At 61.1% G+C, this 15,941-nt stretch carries 17 protein-coding genes; 7 read left to right on the top strand and 10 right to left on the bottom strand.

The features are described 5' to 3' along the window. Positions 1-65: 65 nt before the first annotated feature. The gene (locus ACA049_RS21455) at positions 66-761 is read right to left on the bottom strand and encodes a hypothetical protein (RefSeq protein ID WP_497329661.1); all 696 of its coding nucleotides are present in this window, start codon (positions 759-761) and stop codon (positions 66-68) included. A gap of 316 nt (positions 762-1,077) precedes the next feature. Here ACA049_RS21455 and ACA049_RS21450 point away from each other — a divergent pair, with 316 nt between their 5' ends. The 5 genes from ACA049_RS21450 to ACA049_RS21430 all read left to right on the top strand — a co-directional run bounded on the left by ACA049_RS21450 (position 1,078) and on the right by ACA049_RS21430 (position 5,595). After that, complete coding sequence (locus ACA049_RS21450; protein WP_497329659.1) at positions 1,078-1,761, top strand: response regulator; 684 nt, start codon at positions 1,078-1,080, stop codon at positions 1,759-1,761. Beyond that, positions 1,758-3,083 (top strand): ATP-binding protein, encoded by a 1,326-nt coding sequence (locus ACA049_RS21445; protein ID WP_497329657.1) that lies wholly within the window; start codon positions 1,758-1,760, stop codon positions 3,081-3,083. Before ACA049_RS21450 ends, ACA049_RS21445 begins: the two co-directional genes overlap by 4 nt. 227 nt (positions 3,084-3,310) lie before the next feature. Then, a complete protein-coding gene (locus tag ACA049_RS21440; RefSeq protein WP_497329655.1) occupies positions 3,311-3,796 on the top strand; it encodes a GNAT family N-acetyltransferase in 486 nt (161 codons plus the stop codon). A gap of 77 nt (positions 3,797-3,873) precedes the next feature. Next, a complete protein-coding gene (locus ACA049_RS21435; RefSeq protein WP_497329653.1) occupies positions 3,874-5,286 on the top strand; it encodes an aspartate aminotransferase family protein in 1,413 nt (470 codons plus the stop codon). 81 nt (positions 5,287-5,367) lie between these two features. Then, positions 5,368-5,595 (top strand): MbtH family protein, encoded by a 228-nt coding sequence (locus ACA049_RS21430; RefSeq protein ID WP_010461182.1) that lies wholly within the window; start codon positions 5,368-5,370, stop codon positions 5,593-5,595. A 163-nt stretch (positions 5,596-5,758) separates the two neighbouring features. Here ACA049_RS21430 and ACA049_RS21425 read toward each other — a convergent pair whose 3' ends face one another. The 8 genes from ACA049_RS21425 to ACA049_RS21390 all read right to left on the bottom strand — a co-directional run bounded on the left by ACA049_RS21425 (position 5,759) and on the right by ACA049_RS21390 (position 12,015). Continuing rightward, positions 5,759-6,673, bottom strand: a complete 915-nt coding sequence (locus tag ACA049_RS21425) for a metal ABC transporter substrate-binding protein (RefSeq protein ID WP_497329651.1) — start codon at positions 6,671-6,673, stop codon at positions 5,759-5,761. Beyond that, positions 6,674-7,573, bottom strand: a complete 900-nt coding sequence (locus tag ACA049_RS21420; protein ID WP_003226663.1) for a metal ABC transporter permease — start codon at positions 7,571-7,573, stop codon at positions 6,674-6,676. Then, on the bottom strand, positions 7,573-8,331 hold the full coding sequence (locus ACA049_RS21415; protein ID WP_497336928.1) for a metal ABC transporter ATP-binding protein: 759 nt from the start codon (positions 8,329-8,331) through the stop codon (positions 7,573-7,575). Before ACA049_RS21415 ends, ACA049_RS21420 begins: the two co-directional genes overlap by 1 nt. A 101-nt stretch (positions 8,332-8,432) precedes the next feature. Then, positions 8,433-9,359: a metal ABC transporter substrate-binding protein gene (locus tag ACA049_RS21410; protein WP_497329649.1), complete on the bottom strand. Its 927-nt coding sequence runs from the start codon at positions 9,357-9,359 to the stop codon at positions 8,433-8,435. Between the two features lie 34 nt (positions 9,360-9,393). Then, positions 9,394-9,966, bottom strand: a complete 573-nt coding sequence (locus ACA049_RS21405; protein WP_497329647.1) for a DUF6162 family protein — start codon at positions 9,964-9,966, stop codon at positions 9,394-9,396. Further along, positions 9,963-10,286, bottom strand: a complete 324-nt coding sequence (locus ACA049_RS21400; RefSeq protein ID WP_109633514.1) for a hypothetical protein — start codon at positions 10,284-10,286, stop codon at positions 9,963-9,965. Before ACA049_RS21400 ends, ACA049_RS21405 begins: the two co-directional genes overlap by 4 nt. Further along, complete coding sequence (locus tag ACA049_RS21395) at positions 10,283-10,825, bottom strand: PA2404 family protein (RefSeq protein ID WP_497329645.1); 543 nt, start codon at positions 10,823-10,825, stop codon at positions 10,283-10,285. The genes ACA049_RS21400 and ACA049_RS21395 overlap by 4 nt, the downstream gene beginning before the upstream one ends. Continuing rightward, positions 10,822-12,015 (bottom strand): PepSY-associated TM helix domain-containing protein, encoded by a 1,194-nt coding sequence (locus ACA049_RS21390; protein ID WP_497329643.1) that lies wholly within the window; start codon positions 12,013-12,015, stop codon positions 10,822-10,824. The genes ACA049_RS21395 and ACA049_RS21390 overlap by 4 nt, the downstream gene beginning before the upstream one ends. Before the next feature lie 797 nt (positions 12,016-12,812). Between ACA049_RS21390 and leuC the strand changes: the two genes are divergently transcribed. Then, on the top strand, positions 12,813-14,234 hold the full coding sequence (leuC, locus tag ACA049_RS21385; protein ID WP_497329641.1) for a 3-isopropylmalate dehydratase large subunit: 1,422 nt from the start codon (positions 12,813-12,815) through the stop codon (positions 14,232-14,234). Then, positions 14,231-14,845, top strand: a complete 615-nt coding sequence (gene leuD, locus ACA049_RS21380) for a 3-isopropylmalate dehydratase small subunit (protein WP_497329639.1) — start codon at positions 14,231-14,233, stop codon at positions 14,843-14,845. The genes leuC and leuD overlap by 4 nt, the downstream gene beginning before the upstream one ends. Before the next feature lie 142 nt (positions 14,846-14,987). Here leuD and ACA049_RS21375 read toward each other — a convergent pair whose 3' ends face one another. Beyond that, positions 14,988-15,938: a LysR substrate-binding domain-containing protein gene (locus ACA049_RS21375; protein ID WP_497336926.1), complete on the bottom strand. Its 951-nt coding sequence runs from the start codon at positions 15,936-15,938 to the stop codon at positions 14,988-14,990. Between the last annotated feature and the right edge of the window lie 3 nt (positions 15,939-15,941).

Genomic DNA, 15,941 nt, shown 5'->3' with positions numbered 1-15,941 from the left:
ATCCTTTCAGTAGGTAAGGGGTGTATCGATAATCAAGAGACATTGGGTATTGCCTGCCCTGAACCTCAGCCCCGCAAGAGTCCAGGCCAATTGCCGTCATTGATTTTTACAGGACCCGTCTCCGCCTTGTTGTTTTTGAGGTTGTACCTGATGTATTCGTTGTTCGTGAGAAAAATATAGTAGTAGGTGTCGATAAGAGGAGCATCGTTTTGCGCCGCCGTTATGATTCGATCTTTATACTGTGAAAGTCCGGGCCACGAGGCGGGTGTTATCGGCAGTCGTGTTGTTGTTTTTGTTGTGTGGTTAAATACGATGTAGTGGCCATCATTCATCAGGAATCGAAATGTATTTTTGGGTGCGAAAGTATCCCACCAAGTGCCAGCAACTATTTTGTCAAAGTAAGGAAGCAAGGAACTCCACAGGGAATCTTCAAGGCGATAGTTGCCGACGGGCTTGTCAAGGTCCTGATCGTACTTGCAGACCATCGGTGTATCGCCGCCGTAATAAAATAGCCACAAAATATCATCGCCTCCGCCCCAGGAGCCTCCCAGTGCGGGCGCTGTGAATCCGAAGCGCAGGTTCTTGAGCTGAGCATGTACGGCCCCCCAGCTATCGGATGTAATGTTGGCAGGAAAACCCGCTTCAACCGTGTTCGAGCCAATATCAAATCGCGAGTATTGATTGGTGTCCTTGAAGAAGAAGTAGATTTTATCTTTTCCTGCGCGCCAGTCGACGGCAACAACGTTATTGAGTTTTGGCATGATCTGAGTCCTTTCAGTCAAATGAAGTTTTTTAGATGGTGTTTTTTAAATGGATAGCTGTTGTGTGTGGCGGGTTTAGATTATCGCGATGTAATGCTGTTCGGTATGGTTTTTTAGTGGGAGTTGTTTCGGTTTGAAACCGGACTGTGTATTGCCAACTAACGCACTAAAATAATCAGGCGAATATCCTATATCCCTCTGATACGCTCATGCGACGGCTTGACGGCAGGCCGTGCTTCTCGTCTGCAGTGGGACTTGCCATAATTGCGGCTTAATCCTCGTCTGCTTCACTCGCGTTTTTGCTCATGGAGCACCCATGCACGTACTGGTTTGCGAAGACGACGAGCTGATCGCCAGCGGCATTGTCGCCGGCCTCACCGCCCAGGGCTTGACCGTGGAGCACGTTGCGACGGCGTCCTCGGCACGGGCGATGCTCAAGGTCGCCGAGTTTGATGTCATGGTGCTCGACCTCGGCCTGCCCGATGAGGATGGCCTGAAGCTGCTCCAGCAGTTGCGTCACAGTGGCCTGGAGATTCCGGTGCTGATTCTCACGGCGCGGGACTCAGTCACTGACCGCGTTGATGGCTTACAGGCCGGCGCCGACGATTACCTGCTCAAGCCCTTCGACCTGCGTGAACTCGCCGCTCGCCTGCACACCTTGTTGCGAAGAGTGGCGGGGCGCAGCGTCAACCTGATCGAACACGGCCGACTGACCTATGACCCGAGCAGCCGCGAAACCATGCTCGGCGGTCAGTCCGTCGACCTTTCGCGTCGCGAGCAGTCGCTGTTGCAGGCCCTGTTGCATAACCGTGGCCGGGTGCTGTCCACCGAACAGTTGAAGGACAGCGTCTACGGGTTCAACGACGAACTGGAAAGCAACGCTCTCAACGTGCATATCCATCACCTGCGGCGCAAACTCGGCAATGGCATCGTCGAGACCGTGCGCGGCCTGGGCTATCGCCTGGGGCCGGCCGATGGTGGAGAGGAATTGAAAAAGTGATGAGCCTGCGTTTGCGCCTGAGCCTGACGCTCGGCGCCGCCTTTGCGCTGATCTGGGCCCTGGCGGCGGCCTGGATGCTCAGCGACCTGCGCAACCAAATGATGTTTTCCCTCGACCAGCGGCTGGTGGCATCGGCGCGCATGGTTGCCGGTCTGATGGAGCAATTGCCGGCATTGCCGACCAAGGGCGAGGGCACCCATTTCAGCGCTGAGCAATTGAACATCCCCGGCGGCATGGCCTGCCAGGTCAGCTCGTTGCGCGGCGAAATCCTTGCCCGCAGTCACACCGACCCGCAACAAACCCTCGAAGCCGAGAAAATGGGCTTCCACGATCAGATGATCGACGGCGCGCCGTGGCGCAGTTTCACCCTGGCTCGCGGTGATTTGCGCATCACCACCGCTGACCGGCAGATCGAGCGCGAGGCGCTGAACATGTCGATCCTGCTGGCCGCTTCGGTCCCGGTGGGCGTGGCGTTGCTCGGCTGCCTTTGTCTGTTGTGGCTGGGGATTGGCCAGGGGCTGGCGCCGCTGAACCGGATGCGCGATGCCTTGATGCGCCGCAGTGCTGATTCCCTGGAACCCTTGCAGATCCAGCCGCTGCCCAGCGAACTTCAACCGTTGCTGGATACGCAGAATCAGTTGTTCCAGCGCATCGGCAAGACCATCGAACGCGAGCGCCGCCTGACCGGCGACGCGGCGCACGAATTACGCAGCCCGCTGACGGCCATCAAAACTCACTTGCAAGTGGCGCGCATGACCGACGGCGCGGCCCGGGATCAATCCCTGGCCCGGGCCGAAGAGGGCGCCGACCGCATGCACCGCACGCTGGAGCAATTGCTGCTGCTGGCGCGGGTCGAGGGCAGTCTGTCGTTCGACGACGGCGTGCAGTGCAGCGCCGAGCAAGTGGCGAAACTCGCGATTCAGGACGCCGCCAGTGGTGATCGTCGGCGTATCAAGCTGCAAATGCCGACGAAATTCTCCAATGCGCCGGTGCAAATGCCTGCGGTGCTGTCGATCGCCGCATTGCGCAACCTGCTGGACAACGCCCTTCGCCATACCCCGGGCGACGGGGCGGTGGAGCTGAGCCTGGAAACCACCGGCAGTCGCGCGCGCTTTCTGGTCCGCGACCACGGCCCGGGCATTGCCGAAGACGATCTGCAACACCTGACCCAACGCTTCTGGCGCCACGGTCAGAGCACCGGCTGCGGATTGGGCCTGGCGATTGTCCAGGCGATTGTCCAGCGCTGCGGCTGCACCCTGCATTTCGACAGTCGCCCGGATGGGTTGCGGGTTGAGTTGACCATGCCGTTACAACCCCTCTAACCCCCACCACAAGCCCCTGTAGGAGCTGTCGAGTGAAACGAGGCTGCGATCTTTTGATCTTGTTTTTAAAAAATCAAAGTCAAAAGATCGCAGCCTCGTTTCACTCGACAGCTCCTACATTGAGTCGGTGGTGTACATCAAAAGTTACGTCTCTCCATTAGTTGTGCAGCGCTAACGGCGCTATCGTCCCCGGCAGCTTTTTCTCAATGGATTGAGGTAACAGCGCCATGGATGCATCGATTCACATCTGCAAAGCAACCCCCGCTGACGCCGGCATCATCAGCCGGATCGTTGAACGTTCCATCCGCGTCGGCTGCGCGCTCGACCACCGCAACGACCCGCGAACCGTCGCCACCTGGACCCACAACAAAACCATCGAGCACGTCCAACCCTGGCTGGCCGACCAACGGTTGTACCTGAACATTGCCCTGTTGCAGGACAAACCGGTCGGTGTCGCGATGGCGGCGATCAGTGGCAAGGTCGCGTTCTGCTACGTGCAGCCGGAATGGTTCCGTCGTGGTGCCGGAGAGGCGCTGGTTCACGACCTCGAAGGCTGGTTGGTCGATCAGGGGCTGGCCCGGGCACAACTCAACAGCACCCGCACCAGCGAAGCTTTTTATCGTCATTTGGGCTACCGGCCCTGCGCCGAAATCTTCACCGTGGCCGGGCTCCACGCCATTCCCATGCACAAGGCGCTGACACCGCCTTCATAGAAAGCTGATCGAGGGTCTAAATCCTCGGCACCCTGATGCGTTTCCAGAACAGGAAAACCTTATTGAGGGGTCGAGAGATGTCAGTCGCTACCAGCCTTATGGAAGATCAGTCGGCCCGGATCACTCCGGCGCCGGCCGAGACGCTTTATCAGTTCAACGAATCGCCGCTGCTGGCCCGTCAAAACCAGCAGGAATCGAATGCCCGCAGCTACCCGCGGCGCATTCCCCTGGCGCTCAAACGCGCCAAGGGCATTTATGTCGAAGACGTTGAAGGCCGCCGTTTCATCGACTGCCTGGCCGGTGCCGGGACCTTGGCCCTGGGGCATAACCATCCGGTGGTGATCGAAGCGATCCAGCAAGTGCTGACCGATGAGTTGCCGCTGCACACCCTCGACCTGACCACGCCGGTCAAGGACCAGTTTGTTCAGGACCTGTTCGGTCTGCTGCCACCGGCCTTGGCCGCGCAAGCGAAGATCCAGTTCTGTGGCCCCACCGGCACCGACGCGGTGGAAGCCGCGCTGAAACTGGTGCGCACCGCCACCGGACGCAGCACCGTGTTGTCATTCCAGGGCGGTTATCACGGCATGAGCCAGGGCGCGCTGAGCCTGATGGGCAGCCTGGGGCCGAAAAAGCCGTTGGGCGCTTTGCTCAGCAGCGGCGTGCAGTTCATGCCATACCCCTACGATTACCGCTGCCCGTTCGGGCTCGGCGGCGCGCAAGGGGTAAAGGTCAACCTCAGCTACCTGGAAAACCTGCTGAATGATCCCGAGGCCGGCGTGCAATTGCCGGCGGCCGTGATCGTTGAAGCAGTGCAGGGCGAGGGCGGGGTGATCCCGGCGGATCTCGATTGGTTGCGCGGCCTGCGACGCATCACCGAGCAGGCCGGCGTGGCGCTGATCGTCGATGAAATCCAGAGCGGGTTCGCCCGCACCGGCAAGATGTTCGCCTTCGAGCATGCCGGGATCATTCCGGACGTGGTGGTGATGTCCAAAGCCATCGGCGGCAGTCTGCCGCTGGCGGTGGTGGTCTATCGCGACTGGCTCGACACCTGGCTGCCGGGCGCCCATGCCGGAACCTTCCGGGGTAATCAGATGGCCATGGCCGCGGGTTCTGCGGTGATGCGTTACCTGACCGAAAACAAGGTCTGCGAGCACGCAGCCGCCATGGGCGAACGCTTGAGCGAACACCTGCGGATCCTGCAGCGGGACTTTCCGCAACTGGGCGACATTCGCGGTCGCGGCTTGATGCTCGGCGTTGAGCTGGTCGATCCGACGGGCACGCCCGATGCACTGGGTCATCCGCCGATCTTCGGTCGCCTGGCGCCGCTGGTGCAGCGTGAATGCCTCAAGCGTGGGCTGATTCTTGAGCTCGGCGGGCGTCACGGCGGCGTGGTGCGCTTCCTGCCACCGTTGGTGATTACTGCCGCGGAAATCGATCGCGTAGCGGAGATTTTTGGCCGGGCCATGGCTGCTGCCACTGCAAGCCTCTAAATTTTTCCGCACCTGGAACGTTCCTTCTACAGACCGGCTGCGCACGCAGTGCAGCCCACCCTACAGCGATGGAGACACACCATGACGTCAGTATTCGACCGCGAGGACATCCTCTTTCAGGTCGTGGTCAACCACGAAGAGCAATACTCGATCTGGCCTGACTACAAAGCCGTGCCTGCCGGCTGGCGCACCGTGGGCAAGAGTGGCCTGAAGAAGGAATGCCTGGCCTACATCGAAGAAACCTGGACCGATATGCGCCCGCTGAGCTTGCGTCAGAAGATGGACGAGCAGGCGGCTGTGGCGAATTAAGTCACGGCGCAAAAAGAAGCCCGCTGAACCGGTAAGGTCAGCGGGCTTTTTTGCATGTGGAACATCAAAAGATCGCAGCCTCGTTTCACTCGACAGCTCCTACAAAGGATCCGTGGAAACCTGTAGGAGCTGTCGAGTGAAACGAGGCTGCGATCTTTTGATCTTAGGCCGATGGCTTACCACTCAACCCCTTTATCAGCAAATCCACATTCCCTTCCAGCTCAGCCACTGGATCTGCCGCGTCCACGCTCAACACCACCAACCGACTGCCAGCCTCGGCAATCACCGCTTTCAACGCATCCGACGGCTGACGATGATGCAACACCACCGCCACGTCATTGTCTTTTAGCGTCGCGCCCAATTGCTTCAGTGCCTCAGGTGTCCACTCGGCATCCGGCCGCGCATCGAGGCCGACCAGTTCCAGATTCAGCCCGCCGATCAAGTAGCCAAAGTGATCGCTCAGGCTCATCACACTGAGGTTGTCGGCACTGGCCAACCGCGCTTCGCTGTCGGCACTGAACTTGAGCAACCGCTGCTTCAACGCTGCCAGATTGGCCTCGATCGCAGGCTTGGCCTCGGGCGCCAGGCGCACCAGGTCTGCCGCCATCACATCGGCCATCCGCCCCATGTTGTTGCTGGAAAACCACGGCTGGCTGTTCAAGCCATCAACCTTGTTGCCCGGCTGCACGGCAATGCCGGGCAGGGCGCCATCCACCGGGCGCGCGGCATCGACCTCAACGATACGGATGTTGCTGCGCCGGGAAATCGGGTACAGCGGATCATCCGCCCACAGCGAACGCAGACCGATCACCGCATCGGCGTCGGTTGCCAGTTTGGCCAGCGCTGGCGCGCCGCGCCCGGTGAAGTACGCGGTCTGACGGCTGCCCGGCAGGTTCGCCGGCGCGGCACGCTCAAGACTGACGTTGGTGCCCTTGAGCAGGACTTCGCCCAGCCCGTAAGTGATGGGCAAGGACGCCAGCACGCGCAGCGGCTTGGTGTTGTCAGCCGCAAGCAGCGGGGTGTTGACCAGCCCACAAAGGGCGACGGCCAAGGTCAATTGACGCAGAGAAAAAGACATTTATCCGAGATTCCCTTTCAGGCTTGGGACGACGCCACGCGCAATGGCGGCGAGGGCGAAGGCGATACCGGCCACCAGAATGATCGCGGCACCGGACGGAATAGGCAGGTCGAAGACAATCGGCGCGAGGATCCCGCACAGCGTGCTGACCGTGGCAATCAGCACCGAACACCAGAAGAAACCCTTCAGTGATTGGCTGAGCAAGCGCGCCGCCGCGGCCGGAATCACCAGCAGCGCACCGACCAGGATCGCACCGATGACTTTCACCGCGGCCACGGTGATCAGGGTCACCAGAATCACAAACAGATAATCCAGGGTCTTCACCGCTACACCACGCACCGCCGCCAGCTGCGGGTTGAAACTGGCGAGCATGATGCGGTTGTACAGCGGCAAGGCCAGCGCCATGACCAGCGAGCCGACGATGGCCAGCACCAGCAGGTCATTACCGTTGACCGTCAGCACCGAACCGAACAGCACGTTTTCGAGAATATGCACGTTGATCTTGCCCGCCAGGATCAGCAGCAAGCTTGCACCCAGCGCCAGCGACACCGAGAGAAACACGCCGATCAACGTATCCGGCGCCAGCCCCGTGCGATTGCGCAGGTAGTTGAGCAGGATGCCGAACAGCAGGCAGTAACCGAACAGGCTGCCGTAAGGTCCGGTGTAAGGTTCGCCGAGCAGGATGCCGATGGCCACGCCGGTCAGTGCCGCGTGACCCACCGCCTCGGAGAAAAACGCGAAGCGCTTGACCACCACCAGCGTGCCCAGACCGCCCAGCACCGGGCCGATTAGCAAGCCGGCGAGCAGCGCGTTGACCACAAATCCATAGGCCAGCGCTTCGGGCAGGTAACCCGAAGACGCCCAACCCTGGACCATCAAACGAAAGGCTTCATAACTCATCAGGCAGCGCTCCGTGGATGGGTCGAGAACAGGGTCAGCAAGCGTTCCGGGGTCAGCGCCTGTTTCGGCGTGGCATCGAACAGCACCCGGCGATTAAGCCCGGTGACGCGATCGGCCAGACGTCCGACCGCTTCCAGATCATGCTCGATCCACAGCACGGTAATGCCGCTCTGGCGCCAGTCGCCGAGCAGCCGTTCGAACACCTGGATGCCGGCCTCATCGAGGGCCGACATCGGTTCGTCGAGCACCAGCAACTGCGGCGCCGGGATCAGCCCTTGAGCGAGCAACACGCGCTGACGCTCACCGCCGGACAACGCGCCCATGCGCCGCTTGCGTTTGTCTTGCATGCCGACCCGTTCCAGCGCTTCACCAATGGCTGCCGCGTAATGCTTGCTCAAACCGAGGAACGCCGGACGGCGCTGACACATCGCAGCCATGAAATCGTCGACGGTCATTGGCAGGCCGCGATCGAATTCCAGCGCCTGGGGCACGTAGCCGATGGTCCCGGGTGTGCCCGGCCATTGCAGGCTCAAGCGACCCTGATGTGGCATCTGCCCGAGCAGCGTCTTGATCAGCGAACTCTTGCCGCCACCGTTCGGGCCCACCAGCGCATGCACGCTGCCGGGCTGGACCTGGAAGGTCACGTTGTCGAGGATCGTCGTGCGGCCCAGCGTCAAACTGACCTGCGCAAAATCCAGCGTCGGCCCCGAACCCTGTGGGAGCGGGCTTGCTCGCGAAGAGGGAGTGTCAGTCGACATCAATGTTGACTGACCCACCGTTTTCGCGAGCAAGCCCGCTCCCACAGGGGATTCGGTGTCAGTTTGGCCAGGGTTTTGTGCACTGATGGTTTCTTTAGCGGTCATTTCCCCGACTCCTGAATCGCCCGAACCACGGTGTTGAGGTTGCCGGTCATTTCCTTTTCGTATTTGTCGGCGGTGTATTCGCCATAGGAAATGTGCGACAGCGGGTACAGCTTGACCCCGGACTCACGCTGGATGGTGTCGACATAGGAGGACGGGAAATCCATCTCGGAGAAGATCACTTTCACGTCGAGTTCGCGCAGTTGGTCGATGGTCTTTTTCAGCTGGCTCGGGCTTGGCTCGATGCCGTGGGCCGGTTCGACCACGGCGGTCACTTCCAGGCCGAATTCACGCAGCAGGTAGTCATAAGCGGCGTGCACCGTGGCCACCCGCAGTTCGGCGTTTGGCGCCTGGGTCAGTTTCGCCAGGGCATCGGCGCGCATCTGCCGCAGGCGCTTGCCGTAGGCGCGAGCGTTCTGGGTGTAGGTCTTGGCGTTGGCCGGGTCGAGCTTGCCCAGTTCCCGGGCGATGTTATTGACCTGGGCAATCGAGGCGCTGATCGACAGGAACGTGTGCGGGTTCACGACCTTGCCGGCACCGCGTGCGGCGACACCGGTGGCGGCCAGCAGTGGCACGTTTTCGTTGGCTTCGATCACCGGGACGTTCGGCGTTTCGCTGGCGGCGATCATGCGGTCGGCGAAGTCGTCATGACCGACGCCGTTGAGCACGATCACGTCGAGCCCGCTGATGCGCTTGATGTCTTCGGAGCGCGGCTCGTAGGCGTGCGGGTTGAAGCCGGCCGGAATCAGCGGCACCACCTCGGCCTTGTCACCGACGATATTGGCCACATAGCTGTAATAAGGGTGCAGGGTGATGCCGATGCGCAGGCGCTTGGCCTCGTCGGCACTGGCCAGTGGCGTCAGCAGCAAGGCAAGCAGGCCGACCAGTAGCGGGCGCAGGAAAGAACGTTGAGATGAACTAGGCATGGGAAAGCGGTCTTCTCTCGGGTGAGTCGAGGGTTCAGTGCCGGTGCTGGCGGGTCACGCCGGCATCGAATTGCGCGACGATCTGCTGCCAGCCGGCGCTTTCCAGCGCGGCGTCAGTGAGATCGGTCGGTGCCGCGAGGGCTTTGCCGCGGTTGAGCCAGACGTCCGGCGCATCGTCGTCAGCAGTCAGGCGCATCAAAAATGAACCGGCCACGGCAGGCGTCTGGCTCTGGCCGAAGTAAGCCTTGGCGTCGAGCAACTGCCAGGCATGACCGCCACGGCTGACGGAACTGGCGTCCTGGGCGAACGGTGCAAAGCCTTCATTAGCAAGCGTTGCGGGGGACGGCAGAGCTTGCTGTTCCTGGCGCAGCAGATGAATCTCGTCCAGGGTCACCCGCAGATCGGCGTAGATCCCTTGCTCGGACGCGCTCAAGTCGCGCCGGGCATCCAGTTGATGGCTGCCAACACTGCTGACTTCCTGAGACTCATGGCGCCAGGCGACCACCGAGCCGGCCACCGCCAGGATCATCAGGCACAACAGCAACACATACAGGGTTTCATGGCCGGCACCGGCCGGGCGGACAACGTGGGTAGTAGGCGTACTCATGGGGCTTCGATGTCCGCTTGGTCGATCTCGACGACGTGGCCGGGGCCGGCGTCGAACAGCACGTAGAATTCGGCGCCCGGCTTCTTGAAGGTCAGGGTCGAATCGGCACCGAGCTTGCCCGGCACCAGGATGGTTTCGTCGTAGCCGATCACATCCAGCGTCACGCCTGGCGCGCCGCTGCCGTCGGAGAAACCGCCGGTGCATTTGATTTGTTCGGCGTCGATGGCTTTGCATTCGCACATCGGGTTGTGGGCCAGGGCGCTGGCGCTGAAGCCGGCGCAGAGCACCAGCAAAGCCGCGTTTAAAGAACGTAGCGTCATGGTTTGCCTCCTTGTTTGTTCAGCCACGCGAGGGTGGCGGGGGATGCCTGGCTCAGGGGGATCGACGCTTGATGCATCGCGCCGTCCCAGCCTTCCATGGTGATCCACAGTTCGGCGTCGGCTTTGGTCTTGTCGGGGATCGGCAGCATGGCGCCCATGCGGTACGGCGTGCCGAAGAAAATCACCCCGGCGGCGCGCAGGCTGCGCGGTTTGCCGATGCGCAGGTAAGTGGCCTTGACCTGATCGCGGCAGCTGTCGCACAGGGCCGCGTTGAAGTTTTTCATGTGGCCGGCCGGGCCATCGAGGGTCGGCGCTTCGTTGCGCAATTCGGCGAGGCGCAAGCTCCACGGCCCGACCTTCACTTCACCGATTTCTCGTTCACCCAGCCCGGTATCACCGCGAAACAGTGCCGCGTCGGCAAAGTATTTGGGCATGAAGCCCAGCGGCACCAGCAACAGCAGAACGTTGATGTGGAAGCGCCATTTGTGCCAGAAGCGGCTCAGTTTCGAGGCGGGTTTGTCAGCGGTGAACAGGCTCATTGGCTGACCTCCGTGGTTTCACGGCTGGTGACGGCGGCGGTGCGCGGACGTTTGTCTTTGCGCTTGAGGGCATTGGCCGCGGCGAGGGCGGTGCGTTTGGTCCAGATCAGCAGGCCACTGAGGACCATCATGCTCAGGATCAAACCGAAGAAGAACCAGATCAGCTTGATCCAGATGCCGCCGAAATCACCGGTGTGCAATGGCCGCATGGATTCGGTCACCAGCTCCAGGCCGGAACGGTCCGACAGCAGGCGAGTGGCGGCGACATCGCCGGTGTACGGGTTGATCTCGGCGGTCTGGAACATCAACGGATACCAGCTGCGACCGCCCACCGTGAGGTAGCTGTAGGCATTGGCGGGCATGCTGACGAAGCTGTCTTCCAGGCCGGGAATGCGCTCCTTGGCCTGAGCAATCGCAGCTTCCAGGCTGATCATCGGCGCCGGCGAGCCATCGGTGCTCACCGGTACGCTCTCACGCGGAACCACCAAGGCCACCGGCGCGGTGGAAATCGACACCTGGTTATCGAACATGAACGCCTGGATCAGGAACCAGGTGCTGGTGATGGAAATCACCGCGATGAACCAGATCGACCAGATGCCGCTCAGGCGGTGAAAGTCGCCCCAGAAAATCCGCGCCCCGTGACGAATGCGCAACGTCGGTCGGAAGAAGCCTTTCCAGAATTTCTTGTAGACCACCAGCCCGGTGACCAACGACGCCAGCAAAGGCAGGCTCAAAAACGACACCAGATACCAGCCCCAGCTGTAACCGTTGGTGAACGGCACCAGCCACCAGCCATGCAATGCACGGGTGAAGGCCTGGAAATTGAACTGCGGGGCGGTGCCCTGAATCACGCCGCTGTACGGGTTGACGTAAACCTTCACCGAGCGACCGTCGGGGTAGCTGACATCGACATCGAGCGCGAAGTGCGACTCGTCGGGCCGGCTGATGCCTTCGACCAGGGTGTTCGGTTCAGCCTTCTTGATGACGGCAATGATCTGGTCATAACTGAGCAGCGGCGCATCGTCCGAAGGCTGGCTGGCGCGCATCTGCGGGTTGGCCAGCCAGACGATTTCCTGGCTGACCACCGCCAGCGTGCCCGTGACACAGACGATCAGCACGAAAAACCAGATCGGCAAGGCCAGCCAGCTGTGGACCAGAAACCAGAGTTTGGAGCGGGATTTCTTCGACATGATTAAAGGTCTTGTATCGATGGGAGGGCCTCTGCTGCGGGCTTCCCAGCGATGAGGTCCATGAAAGGCCGGCCCGTGGCTTTTGCCTACGCGGACCGACTGCATCTATATAGGACGGATGAGCAACGGAAATCCCGAACGGTGATGTGAAAGTAAATGTTTCCTGTTTCTGTTTGTACATGAAAATCTGTGGGGGGTTGGGGTTGGGGTTGGGGTTGGGTGCATATCCGTTTTTTTGGTAACGGCCGCCTATGGTTCCGCTCTTACAACGGGTTACTTGGAAAAGAGTCGGCCTACCGGCCGGCCTGGCGCAGATGCACGCGTTCCTCGACACACACCTCCCCTGTAGGAGCTGTCGAGTGAAACGAGGCTGCGATCTTTTGATCTTGCCGTTGCTTTACCCGACCTAAGCAATGCGTACGTTCAGCCTCTTGAAAAGATCAAGATCAAAAGATCGCAGCCTCGTTTCACTCGACAGCTCCTACAGGGACACAAGTGTGCCGAAGTAAACACGTACGCCTTAGCCAGGCCGGTAGGCCGCCTCGCTTTGCTTTTGCGGTGCCCGCCCCCTCGAGGGCATGCCGAGCCTGGGCGAGGCACCGAGCATCAGGGGCAAGAGCCCTTTGGTTACTTTGGGGCTTTTTGTATAGACCGGGGACATGGTGGACACTTCCTGGTGAACCGATCCAACACGAACCATGGTTCACGGGATCACTCTCCGGCCATTGATGGCCAGGGCCTACTCCCTAAGATGGAGTTCAGACGCCTTTCACCCGCGAGCCTGAGCGAGCCCCTCCATGACGCCAGCAAGAACCCTCTACGACAAACACATCGATTCCCACACGGTGTGTCGCCTCGATGACCAGGGCCACGTCCTGTTGTACATCGATCGCCAGGTCATCAACGAATACACCAGCCCCCAGGCATTCAGCGGTTTGCGCGAGGCCAAACGCGGCGTCTGGCGTGCCGGGACCGCGCTGGCGGTGGTCGATCACGTCAACCCCACCGCACCCGTGCGCATCGCCGCCATGCCCGACCCCGGTGGTGCGCGGCAGGTGTCGTACCTGGCGGAAAACTGCCGGGACTTCGGCATCGAACTGATCGACATCCTCAACAAACGCCAAGGCATCGAACACGTCATCGCGCCTGAGCAGGGCTTCATTCTGCCGGGCATGGTCATCGCCGCTGGCGACAGCCACACCACCACCTACGGTGCCCTCGGTGCGTTCGGTTTTGGCATCGGCACCTCGGAGATCGAGCACCTGTTGGCGTCTCAGACCCTGGTCTACAAACGCCTGAAAAGCATGCGCGTGACGGTAGAAGGCGAGTTGGCGCCGGGGCTGACGTCCAAGGACGTGATCATGGCGCTGATCGGCCAGATCGGCGCGTCCGGTGCCACCGGGTACGCCATCGAGTTTCGCGGTTCGACCATCGATGCCTTGAGCGTCGAAGCGCGCATGACCATCTGCAACATGGCCGTCGAGGCCGGGGCGCGGGGCGCGTTCATGGCCCCGGACGAGAAGGTCTTCGCCTACCTCAAGGACAAACCCCGCGCACCCAAAGGTGCGTTGTGGGAGCAAGCGCTGGAGAAATGGCGCGCCTTGCACAGCGATGCGGACGCGCACTTCGACCGTGAAGTCCGGGTCGACGCCAGCGCCTTGGAACCGATGGTGACGTGGGGCACCAGCCCGGACCAGGCATCACCGATCGGCGCTCGCGTACCGGACCCGCAAGACGTCAGCGACCTGATCCTGCGTCAGGACATGCGCCGCGCTCTCAACTACATGGGCCTCGAAGCCGGGATGCCGCTGAGCGACATCGTCATCAGCCACGCCTTTATCGGCTCCTGCACCAACGCGCGCATCGAAGACCTGCGCGATGCTGCCAGCGTGGTGCGCGGCAAACACGTCGCCGGGCACGTGCGGGCGATGATCGTGCCGGGCTCCACCGAAGTGCGCAATCAGGCTGAAGCCGAAGGTTTGGCGGCGATCTTTATTGAGGCCGGGTTCGAGTGGCGACAGTCCGGCTGCTCGATGTGCCTGGCGATGAACGACGACGTGCTGGCACCCGGCGACCGCTGCGCCTCCAGCACCAACCGCAATTTCGAAGGCCGCCAGGGCGCGGGCGCGCGCACGCACCTGATGAGCCCGGCGATGGTCGCCGCCGCCGCGATCACCGGCCGCCTGACCGACATCCGTCACTTTGGAGACCGCGCATGAGCCTGCAACCGTTCACTCAGGTCACCGGCAAGGCCGCGCCGATGCTCGCGGCCAATATCGACACCGACGTGATCATGCCCAAGCAGTTTCTCAAGGGCATCGACCGCGCGGGGCTGGATCGTGGTTTGTTTTTTGACCTGCGGTTCTTGCCGGACGGTTCGTTGAATCCCCAGTTCGTGCTGAACAAACCGGCATGGCAGGGCGCAAGTTTCATGGTGGTCGGGCCGAACTTTGGCTGCGGGTCGAGTCGGGAACACGCGGTCTGGGGTCTGAAACAGATGGGGATTCGGGCGTTGATCGGCAGCAGCTTTGCCGGGATTTTCTATGACAATTGCCAGCGTAACGGCGTGTTGTTGATTACCCTCGATGAGGCAATGTCACAGCGGCTTGGGCAAGTGGTCAGTGAGCCGGAGAGCGCGCTGATCAATGTCGATCTGGAAGATCAGGAGATTCGCCTCCACGACGGTCGGGTCATCCCGTTCGAGATCGACACCTTGCGCAAAACCGCATTGCTGCTGGGCCTCGATGCGATCGGCAGCACCTTGCAGCGCAGCGAACAAATCAAAGCCTTCGAACGCAATCATCTGGCCACCAACCCCTGGCTAAGCTGAAACACAAACCCAATTGTGGGAGCGGGCTTGCTCGCGAAGGCGTCATGTCAGTCGACAATATCTTTGACTGATGCCCCGCTTTCGCGAGCAAGCCCGCTCCCACATTTGATCTTCATCAGACACTAGACCCTGCATTGCCGGGCTACACCGACAACCCCTTGAAATGCTCCTGCAAAAACTCCACACACGCGCGCAATTTCCCCGAATACGCCAGCCGCGTCGGGTACACCGCCCAGACGTTGGCGCTCTGGGTGTATTCGGGCAGCAGCTGCACCAGCCGCCCTTGCTCCAGCAACGGTTTCACATCCCATAACGACCGCAGCACAACGCCGCGCCCGTCCAGCGCCCACTGCAAGACAATCTCGCCGTTGTTGGACGACAGCGGTCCGCTGACCCGCACGCTTTCTTGAACCCCGTTACGTTCCAGGTTCCAGATGCCGAAGGCGTTGTCGCGCTCCTTGATCACCAGGCAATGATGTTGCTCCAGTTCGCTCAACGTCTGCGGCGCGCCCTGACGTTGCAGGTAACCGGGCGCCGCACAGACGACCCGTCGATTACTCACCAACTGACGGCCGATGTGCTGGCCGGGAATGTCGTCGCCGACACGGATCTCCAGATCGAAGCCTTCATTGACGATGTCCACCACTCGGTCGAACAGGTCGAGGCGAATCTCCAGGTCGGGATAACGCTCGGCCAGCAACGAAACGGCCGGCGCCACGTGATGGCGGCCGAAACCGAAACTGCTGCACAAATGCAGACGCCCGCGAGGGCTGTCGTGGGCGTCGGAGAGTTCGTCGTGCAGTTGCTGGAAATCATCAAGAATGCGCAGCGCCCAGCGCTGGACCCGTTCACCGTCTTCGGTCAGGGCGATGCGGCGACTGGTGCGATGCAGCAGGCGGGTGCCGAGGGTGGTTTCAAGAATCTGGATGCGCTTGCTGACGTAGGCGGGCGACAGGCCCAGCTCATCGGCTGCGGCGGCGAAACCGCTCTTGCGGATCACGGTGAGGAGTACACGCAGGTCTTCGGGTAGGGGCACGTTGTCTTTCTTGGTGGTCATGGCAGAACGAACACTGGCGGCATGAGCCGCCAGCATAGC

This window comes from Pseudomonas sp. LBUM1662 (assembly GCF_059695915.1).
Note: the sequence above shows the minus strand (reverse complement) of the source record. Positions and strands in the feature narration are given on the sequence as shown.